This window comes from Ensifer sp. VA4, assembly GCF_055710065.1.
Map to the genome: position 1 here is coordinate 120,936 of NZ_JBVQPO010000002.1, position 16,093 is coordinate 137,028.

Consider the following 16,093-nt stretch of genomic DNA (forward strand, 5'->3'; position numbering starts at 1 on the left):
GAGACGCGCAAAGGTCGCTGTAGCACTTTGATTTGCTGCATGTCTTTGTCCTTAAATCGAGGTCGATTTAAGGAGAAATGCAGTAGCACTCAAAGTCGCCAGGCCTGCCGGAATAGTAACAAATCGGCACAACTGATAAAAAGATGAGCTCGCACCTCCTGGAGAGAAGAGGCGAGCTCAGAATCAGGCAACGGTACTACGTTTCAGGTAATGAAAGACGGAGGATTTTGGTCTCTATGCCGAACGATCTCCGGAAATGATCGGCCATTCCTCCGTTATTTTCTCTATTCTATCGTCATGAAATTAGAGAAGAACTTGACAATACAAGTCTCTCTTTCAGGCTTGAAAGTCAAACTGGTCATTAATATTTGGTTAATCCCGTCAGGAGACGGACGTCGCGAACCGCCCGGCATCGGCGCCATAATAATTGAGATAGCGGCCGGAAATATTGCTGATCGGCAGCACGATCAAAACATCCGTCGTATGGAAGGCATGATCGACCACCGCGCCGTCGCCAACCATTGCGCCAAGGCGCATGTAGCCCTTGATCAATGGCGGCAGGGCGGCGAGAGCCTTTTTCGCATTAATCGCCTCGGCCGGCATCAGGTCCATGGTCCGATGCAGCTCCGGACGGGCGGTCACCGCCCATTCGTCACGGGCGCGAATGTTGTGATGCAGGAAGGAGAGCGCCAGCGCGTGCTCCGCCGGCACGACACCGGGGAAGGAGCCGCAGCCGAACATGGCGTCCATGCCGTATTTAAGGGCATAGGCCCAGTTTCCCTGCCAAAGCAGTTCCACCGTCCGCTTGGTGCGGTAGTCCGGCAACACGCAGGAGCGGCCGAGTTCCATGAAGCGCTTGGTCGGGTGGCGCGCAAGAAGCTGATCGATCGCAAATTCGGAAGCCGAATAGAAGCCGCCGGCCCGCTCGGCCACATCCTGGCGCAACAAGCGATAGGTGCCGACGATCTGATCCTCGGCATCGCCCTCGATCGAGGTGTCGAGAACCAGGAGGTGATCGCAGATCGCGTCCCAGCTGTCGACGTCGCGCTTGCGGCGATCGGCTTCGGCGCCAACCTGCGCCTTCATCTCCTCGACGAAAACCTTGTAGCGGACGGCCTGGGCAGCATCGATTTCCGATGCCGTGCGCGCCAGGCGCGTCTCGAGATTGGCGATCCGGCCAAGAACGTCGGTCGTCGGAACGGCGGCCTTCTTGCCGATGCAAGCCTGAGAAGTGTCTACCACGTTCGCCGAATCCAGTAGCTCGATGGCCATCCGCGTCATCCCGAATCAATTCCGTCTGCCGGGCTTAGACCACGTTTCTGCAACAACATAGTGACATGAAGACGGCGCACAACCCCCGCTCCCGGATGGATACCGTTACCACTGCCGAGGTTACCGTTTGCGCAGCAGGCGGTCGATCTCCGAAGTCAGCAGTTGCGGATCGGCGGGCTTCGACAACACGGCGTCCGCACCGGCGCCCATCAGTTTGTCGCGCGTATCGGCGCGCACATCCGACGTCAGGATGATCACGGGCAAGCGTGGCGCCGAACGCGCGGTCTCGTCGGCGCGCAGGTGCTGCAGCAGCGAAAGCCCGTCGCCACCCGGCATGTTGAGATCGGTCACCAGCAGTTCCGGAGGCGGACGCTCGCCGGGCGCATGCAGGGCCTCGGCAACGGCGCCGAAGTCGCTGACGACGCGGACCGAATGCCCGGACCGTTGGAGCACGGTGCGAACGATCAGCGCGTTGACCGGATCGTCTTCGGCCAGAAGGATTCCATTCGCCCGGTTGCGGACGGGAGCGGTCGCCGGCTCCTCCCGCAGGACGGGCCGGTTGTCATTGATCGCGTCGCGCTTCTCGATGCCCTTCAGGCGACCGAGCAGCACCTCGACCAGGGATTTTTCGCGCAGCGGCCGGATCAGCCAGGCCTCGTAGCCGTCCATCTGGTTGACGGGATGGCTGTTGCGCTCCTCCGGGTTGATCAGGTAGGTGCGCCGCACGTCCAACCGCGCGATCGCCGGCTGCAGCGAAAGCAACTGCTTGTATTGCTGGGCGTGGCGGTGGTCGACGATCACGTCGGTCAGGGCTGCGCCGCCGGCGAGCACGTCCGCAAGAACATGCTGGGCCGCGGCAAGCGTGGTCGCGCGATGGCACCGACCGCCGAGTGTGGCGATCGTCGCGGCGAGCGCCGCCGAGGCTGGACCATCCGGCGCCATCACCAGGACATGCGAGCCGGCAAGGCACGACCGGCGCTCCGGCGCCACCGGCTCGATCTCGGCAAAGGGCAGGCGAATTTCAAAGCGACTACCGCGCCCCGGCGCGCTTGCCGCCGTGAGGCTGCCGCCGCAGGCCTGCATGATCCGCCGCGAGATCGCGAGGCCGAGCCCGGTCCCCTTCGCCCGCTGCTCGTCGTTGCCGGCCTGCTCGAACTCCTCGAAGATGCGTTTCAGATCCTCCGGCGACATGCCCGGACCGGTGTCGTCGATCCGGATTCGCACGCATTCGTCGACCGTATCGGCACTGACGAAGACGCCGCCGACCTCGGTGAATTTGACCGCGTTGCCGATCACGTTGAATAGCACCTGGCGCAGACGCGCCGCGTCGAAGGCCATCTCGGCGGGCACGTCGACGGCGACCGTCGCGCCGATCTCGATGCCTTTCTCATGCGCGCGGTTGGAGAGCATCTCCACCACGCTCTCGACGACGCCGCGCGGATCCTGCCGGGTCGGGCGAAACTGGAACCGGCCGGCCGAAAGCGACGAGAAATCGATCAGGTCCTCGACGAGCTGGACCAGCGCATGGCCGGACTGCTGCATGCCGGCGAGGTAGTTCTTCTGCTCGCTCGACAGCCGGGTCTGGCCGAGCAGATGGCTCATGCCGAGGATGCCGGAAAGCGGCGTGCGGATCTCATGGCTGACGGTGGCAAGCAGCCTCGACTTCGCCTTGCTCGCCTCCTCCGCCCGCCGGCGCGCCGCTTCGCGTTCGCGCGCCGCCTTCGCCTCCTCGGTGACGTCTCGGGCGATGCTGTGGCGCATGAGCTTGCCGCTGGCCGGATCGCGGGCGATCACGTCGTGCCAGTCGTAAAGACGCACGCCATCCGATACCGCAATCCGCACAAGGTAGTGATTGGGCGCGATCTTCGGCTCGAAGCTCAGGCCAAGCGTCGCGCAATCGAGGCCGCGGACATCGGAGCGGCCGCAGATCTGATGGAAGACTGCATTGGCATGAACGATCTTTCCGTCCATGCCGCGCATGATCGCGAGGTCACCCAATGCATCATGAATGGTCGAGAGCAATGCGGACGTTTCGGAGCGGTGCCAATCGCCATCCCTGTCCGCTTCGTCGCGTGCCTGCCTGCCATCGAGAGACCGTATGGCTTCGACGACGAGCAGGAGCACGCCGACCGAGCCTGCCGCCGCAACCACCGCGGAGAACAGGTAGAAGCCGGCACTCATGCCGATGACGAGAATGAGCCCGGAAGCGATCAGGCCGAGCAAGGCCAGCGAGGCCTGACCGACCGCATGGCGCTTGCCGTCGACGGGCGCTTCCTGCCCGGGGACCGGAGGCGGCATCTCGACCGGGAGCGGAGCCACCGGCGGCACATCACCCGTCCGGCTTCCTGTGCGGAAGCCGGATTCGATCCGCTCCAGCAATCGTGACGGTTCGCTCATGCGATCCGGCTAACACGACAAGCGTTCCGAATGGCTTCAATGCACCGGTAAAATCTTAACGATCGGCCTTTTTCGCGTGCAACAGCTCGTCAAGGATGATGGCGCCGGCACCGATGGTGATGAAAGTATCGGCCAGATTGAAGACGGCGAAGGACCAGGTCTCCGTATAGAAGAGGATGTAGTCGATCACGTAGCCGAAGATCAGCCGGTCGACGAGGTTTCCGAGCGCACCGGCGATGATCAGCGCGTAGCCGAAATGCGCGAAGAACCGGTCCTTCGGCGTGCGCTTCCAGAGCCAGAGCACGAAGGCGACGACGGCAAGCCGCATGCCGACGATGAACCAGCCCTCCATGCCCGACAGCATCGAGAAGGCAACGCCGTAATTATAGGTGCGGTAGAGCGCCAGCATCGGCACGACGCGGACCGCCTGGTTGAAGGGCAGATAGAGCTCGACCAGATACTTGATCACCTGGTCGGTGATGAGTGCGAGAAGGATGAAGACCGCGATCGGCAGCGGCCGGGAAAACAGCACCTGCTTCTCGCTCATGCGCGCGCGTCCAATGTCAGCAGATGACGGCGTGCCTCGAACAGCATGATGCCGGTGGCGATCGCGAGGTTCAGCGAATCGGCGCGCCCGGCCTGCGGGATGCGTGCAAGCGCACCGGCCTCACGGGCAAGCTCTTCCGGCAGACCCGCCTGTTCGTTGCCCATCAGGATCACCACGGGCTTCGACTTGTAATCGATGGTGCGGTAGTCGACGGCACCGGCAAGATGGGTCGCAACCACCTTCGCACCGGCGGATTTCTGCCAGCGGATGAAATCTTCGGCGCTCGCGCGTGCCACCGGCATCGCGAAGACCGAGCCCATGGTGGCGCGTACGGTTTCGAGCGAAAACGGATCGGTGGTCTCGCCGACGAGTATGATGCCGGAGGCGCCGGCTGCATCGGCGGTGCGGATGATGGTGCCGAGGTTGCCGGGGTCGCGGACCCGATCGAGCGCCACATAGGTTTCGCCCAGTTGCGGCTTCAGATCCTTCAGCGACTGATAGCGCTGCTCGAAGATGCCGACGACCATCTGCGGGTTGTCGCGCCGGGTGATCGTCGAGAGCACCTTCTCGCTGACTTCGAGCACGAGGCCGCCCTTGGCGAAGGTCTTCGCTGCCACCTGTTCGACATGCGGCTTGCCCTTGGCAGCCTTGCCATAGATCAGCGTCTTGATCTTCCAGCCGAGATCGAGCGCGTCGATCACCAGCTTCAGGCCCTCGGCCATGAAGGAACGCGTTTCGTCGCGGTGCTTCTTCTGCGCCAGCGCACGGATGTCCTTGATGATCGGGTTGGTGAGGCTCGTGACCTCCTTCACCTGACCGACACGACCGGTGCCGTGTTCGCTTCTGTCATTGCTCATTGCGGTACCCAGCGGCTGAAGAGAGAGGTCGAAAGCGCCCTGCCCGGCTCGCGGCCGTCAAGTCCGCCCTCGCGGATGATGAGCTCGCCCGATTCCACCCGGCCGCCGCGGCCGCGCATCGTCTCGCGCATCAGTTCATGGATCGAATAGAAGCTCGCCCGGATCGAATAGGCGGTCAGCACCAGGCCGCGCGCTTCCGGCGAGAGGATCTCGCGGCAGATGTCGAGCATTGCCGCCAGGTCATCGAAGAGCTGCCAGACTTCGCCATTCGGACCCCGGCCGAACTTCGGCGGGTCGGTGAGGATGATGTCATAGCGGCTGCCGCGGCGCTCTTCCCGCTGGATGAACTTCATTGCATCGTCGCAGATCCAGCGGATCGGCAGCTTTTCGGCGCGCGCCAGTTGCTGGTTCTCGCGCGCCCAGCCGATCGCCTTCTTCGAGGCGTCGACATGGGTGACCTCGGCGCCGGCCTTGGCGGCGATCAGTGAGGCGACCCCGGTATAGCCGAAGAGGTTCAGGACCTTGAGCGGCCGCCCGGCAGCTTCCACCTGGTCCTTGACCCAGCTCCAGTGCGCCAATTGTTCCGGAAAGACGCCGACATGGCGGAATGAGGTAAAGCGGCCGTGGAAATCGGTTCCGAGAAGCTGCATCGGCCAGGTTTCGCCGAGCACGGCACCCGGAAAGCGCCAGCGGCCCATGCCGTCCTCATCAGTGTCGCCGGTGAAAATCGCGTCGGCCTTCTCCCAGATGTGATCGGGCAGGCTGCGCGGCCAGAGCGCCTGCGCCTCCGGGCGCACGATGCGATAGGGGCCGTATTGCTCGAGCTTCTCGCCGGCGCCGCTGTCGATCAGATGGTAACCCGAAGCGCCTGATGTCTCCAGGATGAGCGGCACGCGCTCGGCCGGCTTTTCGCCGGTTCGCCGGGCGATCACCCGCGCCGGTGCTTCCTGCGCGGGAGCCTGCCGGACGGGCTTGTCGCGCGTCTCCGCACCCGGCGCGGTCGCTGGCCGCGGCGGCCGTTCCTTGAAGCCGCTGCCCTTCGGCGGAACCGGACGCTTCTGATCATGACGGCCGCCGCCACGCGCCTCGGCGCCACGGCCCTTGGCCGTCGTCACGGAGGCATTCTTCGACCGCCGGTCCTTTTCCTTCACGCTGAAATCCCTGGGCTTGTTAGAACATGTGCCGCCTGCCCTCCGCAACATCGAGCGCGGACGGGCAGGCGTCATGAGGTTTGTTGCCGCAGCCTGAAGCCACGGCATCCATTAAACGTGCAAATAGCATCGCTGATGCACTTGGCAAAGTCGTTTCCGTTTTGCGAAGATCAGCACGGGAGAACCCGCCGCGAATTTCCTTGGGTCGGAACCGGCTTGGGGACAAGATTCTGGCAGCAGGCCTAATATGTGACAGCGACCTTGGCGCGTCGAGGCCGACGCGCGGCGTGCAATGGGAGGAAAGCGCATGGACATGACCGGCGAAGAACGGATTTCGGCTGGGCGCGACGCAGTGTGGCGCAGCCTCAACGATCCGGAAATCCTGAAACGGTGCATCCCCGGCTGTCAGTCGCTGGAGATGACTTCGGCGACCGAACTTGCAGCGGTCGTGAAGATCAAGATCGGCCCCGTCTCGGCTTCCTTCACCGGCAACGTCGTGCTCTCCAATCTCAACCCGCCGGAAAGCTATACGATCTCGGGCGAAGGAAAGGGCGGCATCGCCGGTTTCGCCAAGGGCGGCGCCGATGTCACCTTGACTGAGGATGGCGCCGAAACGGTGCTGCGCTACGACGTCAAGGCGGAGGTCGGCGGCAAGCTCGCCCAGCTCGGCTCGCGCCTCATCGATTCGACCGCAAAGAAGCTGGCGCAGCAGTTCTTCACCAACTTCTGCGCGGCCGTTGGCGGCGAGCAGGCGGAAGCGGCGAGCTGAACGACCGCCACTTCACAGCATCAACACAAACGCTCAATTCTGAGGGGCGGCCAAGGTCACCTGGGTGGCGAGCTTTTCGGCCTGGCTGCGATGCTTCTCGGCTTCGCGGTGCCATTTCACCGCCTCGTTCGCCTCGGTGCGTGCGCGGCGGCGATACTTGCCCTGACTGAACCAGGTAGCCGCCGCACCGAGGATTACGCCGACGATGACGGCGAGAAACAGGAAGACGAAGAAGGGTGCGCTGACCGACAGCACGCTGTCTTCCGGGCGGAAAGGGTTCAGCGCCAGCGTCACGCTCTGGCGGTTGGCGACACTGAGAACGATCAGGATCACGCCAACCGGGATGAGAACAACGATATTGATCAGTTTCTTGAACATTCAATCGCTCCAGCTTGCGGGCAGCCGCACGGTTTCCGGTGGCCACATGGGACAACGGGCGTCAATTGCGCCGGACCGCTGAGACCGAGAAAGACGATCAGTCTTCGTCGTCGCCATTCATCCCGGGATTAAGGCGCTCACGCAATTCCTTGCCGGTCTTGAAGAACGGCACCCACTTTTCCTCGACGAAAACGGAATCGCCGGTGCGCGGATTGCGCCCGGAGCGCGACGGACGGTTTTTGACGGAGAAAGCACCGAAGCCGCGCAGTTCCACCCGATTGCCTGCCGCGAGCGCGTCTGTGATCTCATCGAGAACCGCATTGACGATGTTTTCGACATCGCGGTGATAGAGATGCGGATTGCGAGCTGCAACAATCTGCACCAGTTCTGACTTGATCACTGTCGCCCCCTCAAATTCTTGTTTGTTTTGCTTTTTCGGTCTGCATTGTGATTGCCGCAAGGGTCTGGCCGACGCTTACGAAAACGCCAGCATCTCCTGACGGCTCAGGCTGGGTATATGTCGCCTTCCTCATTGGCCATCAACCTGCCAAACCGAAACAAGACCGTCAAGAAACAACTTGTCGCCCGCAATTTTTTCGAGGCCGCTCATTGCCGGAAAAGCGTCATATCCCAACATCTTGATCCAATTCGCGGCCACCGCGCCGAGGCCAAAAGGCAGGGTCTTGCGCGGTGCCTCCCAATCGACGATCGGCAGGTCCTTCGATACCTTTTTCTCCGTGAGGAAGGCGCGGATTTCGTCCTCGCCGCCGAGCGTGTCGACGAGCTTCGCCTTCAGCGCCTGGCGCCCGGTGAAAATGCGGCCGTCGGCAAGCAGCAGCGCCTCGGGACGCGGCAGCTTGCGGCGCTCGGCAACCAGGTCGACGAACCAGGCATAGCTGTCGTCGATCATTCCCTGGATCATCGATTTGGCCTCGTCGCTTGCCGGATGGAATGGCGACGGCTCCGCCTTCAGTGGCCGCGACTTGATCGATTCCAGCGATACGCCGAGCTTGTCCATCAGGTCCTTGATCTGCGGATACTGGAAAATGACGCCGATGGAGCCAGTGATCGAGCTTTCGCCAGCGACGATCGTGTCGCCCGCGAGCGCGATCATGTAACCCGCGGAAGCGGCGAGCGTGCGGACGTTGGAAACGACGGGCTTCTTGGCGGCAACCTTGCGGATCGCCTTATAAAGAACCTCGCCGCCGTAGGTGGTGCCGCCCGGGGACGAAATGGTCACGACCAGCGCCTTGACGCTGTCGTTGTCGGCAATCCTCTGGAGCCGCTCGAGGAGCTCCCGGTCGTCCTGGATCAGGCCGCTGATGCTGACACGCGCCACGTGCTGACGGGTGCGGCTGACGTCGTCCGCAGCGCCGGACCAGGCGAAGATGGCGAGCGCCGCCAAGAGAAGCAGGCCTGCCACCACCCAGCGCCAGAAACTCAATTTCCGACGCAGGCTGCGGCGATCGGCGATGGCGAGTTCGTCCATGTGGGTTTCTCCCGAATTGTTGGCGCAGCTTCTGTCAGTTTCCGCGGGAACGTGCTATCTGCGCGCGCAGAGGCATATTCCATAAACGCGCTTGGCCACGGTTGAAAGCCGCGGCTGGCGTTTTCGTGCTTCACCCGAGTTTTTTTGCAGCGCCATTGTGCAGCAGCAAAAAATATCCATATTTGCGACGACTTACACCAGTGTATGTATATGACCCTTCGTGGGTCAGCGATAAAAAGCAGTAGAACCGACAGGCCCTTTCATGTTGAACCACGCGCCAGCCCCGGGCATTTATGCCGATACGGGCGAGAGCTCCGCCGACGCCTATGCGCTCGCCGCGAGGCACTCCGTGCGCGTCCGGCGGCTGAAGGTCATCCTGCCCGTGGCCGCCGGCATCATTGCCGTGATCTTTGCCGCCGTTTCCTTCGTCAGGGCCTTCATGCCCGTTGATCTGCAACTCGAAACGGCAACGATCGAGGACGGCAAGATCGTCATGCAGAATCCAGCCATCTCCGGCCGAAACAAGCAGGGCATCAGCTATTCGATGAAGGCCCAGCGGGCGCTCCAGGATATCGCCAATCCGGATATCATCACCCTTCAGACGATCCATGCGGAAATGCCGATGAAGGATTCGTTGGTCGCGACGGTAGACGCCACCAACGGCATCTATGACCGTGGCGCCAATACGCTCGACATGAACGCCCCGTTCACCATTTCCGTCAATAATGGCATCAACGCCGACTTCCAGTCGGCCTATCTGGACATCAATGCCGGCGAAATGGAAACGAAGCGGCCCGTTGCGATCAGCATGAAGGGCGGTTCGATCATTGCGCAGACGCTGCGAATGACGGATAAGGGACGTATTGTAATATTTGAGGGCATGGTGAGGGTGAACGTTGAGCCCACCGCCATCCGCAAGAACGCGAAATAGGATCCGGTGCACTCCATGTCGGCCACAACCGCCTCTTTTTTCAGGATTTCCGCCAGTCTGGCGATTGCCGGCGTCGGCGCTTTGATCATTGCCTCCGGCGCTTCGGCGCAGGCCACGTCCAGCAAGATGAAGGGCCTTGAACTCTCCAACGACAAGCCGATCCAGATCGAAAGCGACAAGCTCGAGATCAAGGATCCGGAGAGCAAGGCGATCTTTACCGGAAACGTCAAGGTCGTGCAGGGTACGACGACGCTTCAGGCCGGCAACATGGTGGTCTTCTACAAGTCCGGCGGCGGCTCGGTTTCGAGCGGCGACGCGGACATCGACCGCATCGAGGTCAGCGAAAAGGTCTTCCTGAGCTCGGGCACGCAGCAGGCGACGGCAGACACCGGTTCCTTCGACATGACGAAGCAGGTCTTCGTGCTCAAGGGCGACAAGGTCGTGTTGTCGGAAGGCAAGAACGTCTTCGTCGGCTGCCAACTCAATGTTCAGATGAAAACCGGAGAGGCTCAACTCGAAGCCTGTGGCGGCCGCGTGCAGATCCAGCTCGACCCGAAGTCCCGCAAGCAAAACTGACGTAGACCGCTCGTGCACTTTCCCTTCCTTCACAAGCGCAAACGGGTCCGCAAGCCGTCGGCGACAGTCGCGGTCGTTACCGGACACGCGGTCGACAAGGCGCGTTACGACGGCACGCTGATCGCGCGCGGCCTGACGAAGGCCTATCGCGAACGCCGGGTCGTCAACGGCGTTTCACTGGTGGTGCGCCGCGGTGAAGCCGTGGGCCTGCTTGGACCAAACGGCGCCGGCAAGACCACCTGCTTCTACATGATCACCGGCCTCGTGCCGGTCGACGAAGGCTCGATCGAGATCAACGGCAACGACGTCACGACCATGCCGATGTACCGCCGCGCGCGTCTTGGCGTCGGCTACCTGCCGCAGGAAGCGTCGATCTTTCGCGGACTGACGGTCGAGGAAAACATCCGCGCCGTGCTCGAGGTCCATGACAAGAATTTGGAGCGCCGCGAAAGCAAACTCAACGATCTGCTCGGCGAGTTCAACATCAGCCACCTGCGCAAGTCCCCGGCGATTGCGCTCTCGGGTGGCGAGCGGCGGCGCCTCGAAATCGCCCGCGCACTTGCGACCGATCCGACCTTCATGCTGCTGGACGAACCGTTCGCCGGCGTCGATCCGATTTCGGTCGCCGATATCCAGGCGCTCGTCCGTCACCTCACCTCGCGCGGCATCGGCGTACTCATCACCGACCACAATGTCCGCGAGACGCTCGGCCTCATCGACCGCGCCTACATCATCCATGCCGGCGAAGTACTGACCCATGGTCGCGCCAACGACATCGTCACCAATCCTGACGTGCGCCGGCTCTATCTCGGCGACAATTTCAGCCTTTGAGGGCGCTTCGCGGGCGATTCCGCCCGCGACAACGCTTGACCAAACCTTCTTGATAAGCAATTTTTGGGCCAATTGATAAGGGTCCGTCCGGTTATCGGAGAAGCATTGCGGCCCCAGGAGATTTCTCGGGAGTTTCGCGTCAGCATGGCACTGTCCGCCAGCCTTCATCTGCGCCAGTCCCAGTCCCTGGTGATGACGCCACAGCTCATGCAGTCGATCCAGCTGCTGCAGATGACGCATCTCGAGCTCAATCAGTTCATCGCCCAGGAGGTCGAAAAGAACCCGCTGCTCGAATTTCAGGCAAATGACGATCTGCCGGTCACGCCGGAGCGCGGCGAGAACACGGCAGGCGACGAACCTCCCGGTGACGATTTCGGCGCACAGGCAGACCTTTACGACAGTGCGACGTCGCCCAACGGCGAACGGCTCGGCGAACAGCTCGACGCCGATTTCGCCAATGTCTATCAGGACGACACGGCGCCGCAGCGTGCGGACGCGCCGGAACTGCTCGGCCAGTGGAAGTCGATGCCCGGTGGTAGCGAGGGCGAAGACTACGACCTCGACGATTTCGTTGCCGGCCGCAAGAGCCTGCGCGAGACGCTCACCGAACAATTGCCCTTCGCGCTGCCGGCCCCCTCGGATCGGCTGATCGCGCAGCACCTCATCGACCAGCTCGACGAGGCCGGCTATCTCCAGGCGGACCTTGAAGAAGTTGCCGAACGGCTGGGTGCCGCCCATGCCGACGTCGTGAGGGTATTGCTGACGCTGCAGCAGTTCGATCCGCCCGGCGTCTTCGCGCGCTCGCTCGGCGAATGCCTCGCGATCCAGTTGCGCGCCCGCGACCGCCTCGATCCGGCGATGGAGGCACTGCTCGCCAATCTCGAACTGCTGGCGCGGCGCGATTTCGCAACGCTCAAGAAGATCTGCGGCGTCGACGAGGAGGACTTGATCGACATGCTGGCGGAAATCCGCAAGCTCGACCCGAAACCCGGGACCAGCTTCGAGACCAGCGTCAGCGAGGCGATCGTGCCCGACATCGTCGTGCGGGCCGCGCCCGACGGCACATGGATGGTCGAGCTCAATCCGGACGCCCTGCCGCGGGTCCTGGTCAACCAGGACTATTTCGCTGCGGTCTCGCGCGGCACACAGAAGAACAGCGCCGACCAGGCCTTCCTGAACGAGTGCCTGCAGAACGCGAACTGGCTGACCCGCAGCCTCGACCAGCGTGCCCGGACAATCATGAAGGTTGCCACCGAGATCGTTCGCCAGCAGGACGCGTTCCTGGCCAACGGCATCGGCCATTTGAGGCCGCTGAACCTCAAGACGGTCGCCGATGCGATCAAGATGCATGAATCGACCGTCAGCCGGGTGACCTCCAACAAATACATGCTGACACCACGGGGGCTTTTCGAGCTCAAGTATTTCTTCACCGTCTCTATCGGCTCGGCCGAAGGCGGCGATAGCCATTCGGCGGAATCCGTGCGCCACCGGATCCGCACGATGATCCAGGAGGAGAGCGCCGAAGCGGTGCTTTCCGACGACGATATCGTCGACAGCCTGAAGAAGGCCGGCATCGACATTGCCCGCCGCACGGTCGCCAAATACCGCGAGGCGATGAGCATCCCCTCCTCCGTGCAGCGGCGACGGGAAAAGCGGGCGCTGGCCAAGGCCTCCGGCTTCTGAGCACCGGAAGTTAAGCCGCATTAACTTTTTTGCGACCTCCAATTGACTCTCCCCGACACAGGCGATATGAGCCCGCCGCAATCACCGGGGACATGCTCGCCCCGGAAGCGAACCGGTACGACCGGTGGCTGCGACAGAGGCGCGCCCGCAAGTCTGAAAGGCTTGGATGACGGGACCGCTTGGAATAGACTGGCTGCGCAAATCACGAACGAGAGAGGAAACTCCATGAGTGTGCGTGTATCCGGTAAACAGATGGAAATCGGCGATTCGTTCCGTGCCCGCATCGGCGAGCAGATCGAGCAGGCCGTTACCAAATATTTCGACGGAGGATATTCAAGCCAGGTCACTGTGGAAAAATCCGGGTCGCGCTTCAGCGCCGACTGCAAGCTTCATCTCGATACGGGCGTGGTTATGCAGGCGAACGGTCAGGCGAACGACCCCCAGGCTGCCTTTGACGCCGCATCGGATCGCATCGAAAAGCGCCTGCGTCGCTACAAGCGGAAGCTGAAGGATCACCATAACGGCAACGGACAGAACGCTGCCGAGGTAACCTACACAGTGATGGATTCGGTGCCCTTCGAGGACGACGAAGTCCCCGAGGATTATGCGCCGACGATCGTCGCCGAAAGCACGAAACAGTTGAGGACGATGTCTGTCGCCAGTGCCGTGATGGCGCTCGACATGACGGACGAACCCGTCCTGATGTTCCGCAGCCCCGGCAAGGACGATCTGAATATCGTCTACAGACGCAACGATGGAAATATTGGCTGGATCGACGCTGCCAATATCAAAGCATGAGCGGATAGGGGAGCGCCGGCACGCTGGCGCTTCCCACGCCCATAATCAGCGGGCAGGCCGGGAAATGTGACTTTTCTGTGCATGGAACCCGCCACGATAAAGATGGTTAGAGCCATTGCGACGCATTTGTGATGATGTTGTCCGGCTCTAACCGGCGAACGAGGACAAAAGAATGGCATTGGCAGGTCTACTGCATCAAAATGCGATCATCCCGGCCATGAGGGCCAACTCGAAAAAGCAGCTCCTCCAGGAATTGGCGGCAAAAGCATCTAAGCTCACCGGGCTTCCCGAGCGTGAAATCTTCGACGTGATCCTGCAGCGGGAGCGCCTCGGCTCCACCGGCGTCGGCAACGGCATCGCCATCCCGCACGGCAAGCTCAACAATCTTCCCTCGATCATCGGCATCTTCGCGCGACTGGAAACACCTGTCGATTTCGAAGCGCTCGACGACCAGCCCGTCGATCTCGTCTTCCTGCTGCTCGCTCCGGAAGGTGCCGGCGCCGATCACCTCAAGGCGCTGTCGCGCATCGCCCGCGTCCTGCGCGATCAGGACATGGTCGCCAAGATCCGCTCGAGCGATTCCGCCAGTGCGATCTACACGCTGCTCAACGACGACGCGACCTCGCACGCCGCCTGAAGACAGCGAACGGCGCGCGTCCGCCGGACGCGCATTGCCTGCCTCAGTAAAGCTGACGACCGTTCAAATGATCTATGAAAATCCGGAACAAGGCGCCTTGGCTCGATATCCCAAGCCGGCGATAGATGTTCTTGCGATGGATCCGGACCGTTCCTTCGGCAATGTCCATCACCTTGCCGATCGAAAGGTTGCTGTGTCCCCTGAGGATGAGGCGCACAATGTTGCGCTGCTGCTTCGTCAGCCGGTCTGAACAAAGGCTCTCGAATGCCGCTTCCATCGCGTCGTCGCCCTCTTCCGATGGCGGCGGCGCAAAGGATTGCCCCTGCTGGCGCCAGTTCGAACGAACCGCCTCGCGCACGATCGGCTCATAGACCCGCAGACGCCCGAGTTCGGCCTCGCTGAAAGGCTCGCCGCCGCGGCCGCGCATCAGCGAGTAGGTCGCCTGCAGGCCACCGTCGAGCGGAATGACGAAGCCGACTTCCTCCACCAGAACGCCCGATTCCATCGACACACAGGGATGCACCTCGGCGGACGACGAGAAATCGGACTGGAAGAACCGGTCCGGTGCCAGTTCGCGCATGCGCCAGAGGCCGGCCGGTTGGCCGGCGCAACAGGCGACATAGAAGGGGTCGAGCAGATAGGCGCCGCCGAGATAGGCGGAAAGCGCGCTCGCCGACACTTTCGCCGTGTAGCCGTCGTGGAGCACGATCGGCCTTGCGTCATAGGGATAGGCAAAGGCGACGGAGAGATCGAAGCTGGCGACCGATCGCAGCATCCGGTCGAGCGCCTGGCCGAAATCCTGCGTGCCGATCAGACCGATCATCGCCGATATATCGGCGGACTCCCTTACCAGCATTCCGGTTTCATCCCCCAATCCTCGTATCCCGCATGGGATATCGACAGGTCCTGCTTCGTCAACAATAATTCCCGTCAAGAGAGGGCAACAGGTCGTCGTAGAACGGGCCGCCATTGGCGATTGCCGCGAGCGACGCCGATGAGGAGGGCGCAATGGCAGGCAGGCTTTCAGGCAAGGTGGCACTGATCAGCGGCGGCGCGGGCGGTTGTGGCCTGGCGGCATCAGAGCTTTTCGCGCGCGAAGGCGCCAAGGTCGGCATCGTCGACCTGCCGCGCAGCAAGGGCGAAGAGGTCGCGGCGTCGATCCGCGCCAATGGCGGCGAGGCGATCTTCGCACCCGCCGATGTCTCGGTATCTGCAGAGGTGACTTCGGCCGTCAAGGCGGTCGAGGCAGCGTTCGGCGCCATTACCGTTCTCTTCAACCACGCCGGGATCCTCGCCGTCGGCCCCTTCCTCGAGGTCGAGGAAGATGAATGGGACCGGCTGATGGCGGTCAACGTGCGCAGCATGTTCCTGATGACCAAGGCGGTTCTACCCGGCATGCTTTCCGCCGGCGGCGGCAGCATCGTCTGCACCTCGTCGATCTCGGCCGTGGCCGCAACGCCGATGGAGGTACTCTACGACACGACCAAGGGCGCCTGCCACATGTTCGCCCGCGCCATCGCCGTCGAGTTCCGCGACCGCGGCATCCGCTGTAACGCCGTCTGCCCGGGCTTCATCGCCACCGACCATGGCAAGCGCGAGCTGGTCGGCCTCAGCAAATACGGGGTCGACGTTTCGGAGGCCGCGATCGCCGCGCAGCAGGGCCGCATGTGCGACCCGAAAGAAGTGGCGAACGCGGCGCTGTTCCTGGCGAGCGACGAGGCGAGCTTCATCAACGGCACGCATCTGTTCGTCGACAATTGCTTCACCGCGGTTTGAG

At 62.4% G+C, this 16,093-nt stretch carries 17 protein-coding genes; 8 read left to right on the forward strand and 9 right to left on the reverse strand.

Annotated features, from left to right (window positions below):
- Positions 1–381: 381 nt before the first annotated feature.
- The 5 genes from olsB to AC0C6X_RS03525 form a co-directional block, all read right to left on the reverse strand.
- The gene (olsB, locus tag AC0C6X_RS03505; protein ID WP_173515346.1) at positions 382–1,272 is read right to left on the reverse strand and encodes a l-ornithine N(alpha)-acyltransferase; all 891 of its coding nucleotides are present in this window, start codon (positions 1,270–1,272) and stop codon (positions 382–384) included.
- A 120-nt stretch (positions 1,273–1,392) separates the two neighbouring features.
- The gene (locus AC0C6X_RS03510; RefSeq protein WP_472951940.1) at positions 1,393–3,669 is read right to left on the reverse strand and encodes a hybrid sensor histidine kinase/response regulator; all 2,277 of its coding nucleotides are present in this window, start codon (positions 3,667–3,669) and stop codon (positions 1,393–1,395) included.
- Positions 3,670–3,724: 55 nt separating this feature from the next.
- On the reverse strand, positions 3,725–4,216 hold the full coding sequence (gene lspA, locus AC0C6X_RS03515) for a signal peptidase II (RefSeq protein ID WP_173515344.1): 492 nt from the start codon (positions 4,214–4,216) through the stop codon (positions 3,725–3,727).
- Positions 4,213–5,073 carry a TrmH family RNA methyltransferase gene (locus AC0C6X_RS03520; protein ID WP_173515343.1) on the reverse strand — a complete coding sequence of 287 codons (861 nt, stop codon included), beginning with the start codon at positions 5,071–5,073 and terminating at the stop codon, positions 4,213–4,215. The genes lspA and AC0C6X_RS03520 overlap by 4 nt, the downstream gene beginning before the upstream one ends.
- On the reverse strand, positions 5,070–6,224 hold the full coding sequence (locus tag AC0C6X_RS03525) for a class I SAM-dependent methyltransferase (protein WP_472951941.1): 1,155 nt from the start codon (positions 6,222–6,224) through the stop codon (positions 5,070–5,072). Before AC0C6X_RS03525 ends, AC0C6X_RS03520 begins: the two co-directional genes overlap by 4 nt.
- 307 nt (positions 6,225–6,531) lie before the next feature.
- On the opposite strand from AC0C6X_RS03525, the gene AC0C6X_RS03530 reads away from it, so the two are divergent.
- Positions 6,532–6,993, forward strand: a complete 462-nt coding sequence (locus AC0C6X_RS03530) for an SRPBCC family protein (RefSeq protein ID WP_247958219.1) — start codon at positions 6,532–6,534, stop codon at positions 6,991–6,993.
- Positions 6,994–7,026: 33 nt separating this feature from the next.
- On the opposite strand, the gene AC0C6X_RS03535 is transcribed toward AC0C6X_RS03530, so the two are convergent.
- The 3 genes from AC0C6X_RS03535 to sppA all read right to left on the reverse strand — a co-directional run bounded on the left by AC0C6X_RS03535 (position 7,027) and on the right by sppA (position 8,860).
- Entirely contained in the window at positions 7,027–7,371 is a 345-nt protein-coding gene (locus tag AC0C6X_RS03535; RefSeq protein WP_173515340.1) for a DUF1049 domain-containing protein, read from the reverse strand.
- Between the two features lie 97 nt (positions 7,372–7,468).
- Positions 7,469–7,771 carry an integration host factor subunit beta gene (locus AC0C6X_RS03540; RefSeq protein ID WP_025425688.1) on the reverse strand — a complete coding sequence of 101 codons (303 nt, stop codon included), beginning with the start codon at positions 7,769–7,771 and terminating at the stop codon, positions 7,469–7,471.
- Between the two features lie 129 nt (positions 7,772–7,900).
- Positions 7,901–8,860: a signal peptide peptidase SppA gene (gene sppA / locus AC0C6X_RS03545; RefSeq protein ID WP_173515339.1), complete on the reverse strand. Its 960-nt coding sequence runs from the start codon at positions 8,858–8,860 to the stop codon at positions 7,901–7,903.
- A 262-nt stretch (positions 8,861–9,122) separates the two neighbouring features.
- Here sppA and lptC point away from each other — a divergent pair, with 262 nt between their 5' ends.
- The 6 genes from lptC (at position 9,123) to ptsN (ending at position 14,316) form a co-directional block, all read left to right on the forward strand.
- Positions 9,123–9,791 carry an LPS export ABC transporter periplasmic protein LptC gene (gene lptC, locus AC0C6X_RS03550; protein ID WP_247958220.1) on the forward strand — a complete coding sequence of 223 codons (669 nt, stop codon included), beginning with the start codon at positions 9,123–9,125 and terminating at the stop codon, positions 9,789–9,791.
- Between the two features lie 15 nt (positions 9,792–9,806).
- The gene (locus AC0C6X_RS03555; RefSeq protein ID WP_173515337.1) at positions 9,807–10,367 is read left to right on the forward strand and encodes an LptA/OstA family protein; all 561 of its coding nucleotides are present in this window, start codon (positions 9,807–9,809) and stop codon (positions 10,365–10,367) included.
- 12 nt (positions 10,368–10,379) lie between these two features.
- Positions 10,380–11,198, forward strand: coding sequence for an LPS export ABC transporter ATP-binding protein (gene lptB / locus AC0C6X_RS03560; RefSeq protein WP_173515336.1), 819 nt, complete (start codon positions 10,380–10,382; stop codon positions 11,196–11,198).
- Positions 11,199–11,342: 144 nt separating this feature from the next.
- Positions 11,343–12,881 (forward strand): RNA polymerase factor sigma-54, encoded by a 1,539-nt coding sequence (gene rpoN, locus AC0C6X_RS03565; protein ID WP_472951942.1) that lies wholly within the window; start codon positions 11,343–11,345, stop codon positions 12,879–12,881.
- Between the two features lie 225 nt (positions 12,882–13,106).
- Entirely contained in the window at positions 13,107–13,679 is a 573-nt protein-coding gene (gene hpf / locus AC0C6X_RS03570) for a ribosome hibernation-promoting factor, HPF/YfiA family (RefSeq protein ID WP_173515334.1), read from the forward strand.
- A 172-nt stretch (positions 13,680–13,851) separates the two neighbouring features.
- Positions 13,852–14,316, forward strand: coding sequence for a PTS IIA-like nitrogen regulatory protein PtsN (gene ptsN, locus AC0C6X_RS03575; protein ID WP_173515333.1), 465 nt, complete (start codon positions 13,852–13,854; stop codon positions 14,314–14,316).
- Between the two features lie 43 nt (positions 14,317–14,359).
- Here ptsN and AC0C6X_RS03580 read toward each other — a convergent pair whose 3' ends face one another.
- Positions 14,360–15,172, reverse strand: coding sequence for a helix-turn-helix transcriptional regulator (locus AC0C6X_RS03580; protein WP_472951943.1), 813 nt, complete (start codon positions 15,170–15,172; stop codon positions 14,360–14,362).
- A gap of 152 nt (positions 15,173–15,324) precedes the next feature.
- Here AC0C6X_RS03580 and AC0C6X_RS03585 point away from each other — a divergent pair, with 152 nt between their 5' ends.
- Complete coding sequence (locus AC0C6X_RS03585; RefSeq protein ID WP_247958222.1) at positions 15,325–16,092, forward strand: SDR family NAD(P)-dependent oxidoreductase; 768 nt, start codon at positions 15,325–15,327, stop codon at positions 16,090–16,092.
- The last annotated feature ends 1 nt before the right edge of the window (position 16,093 follow it).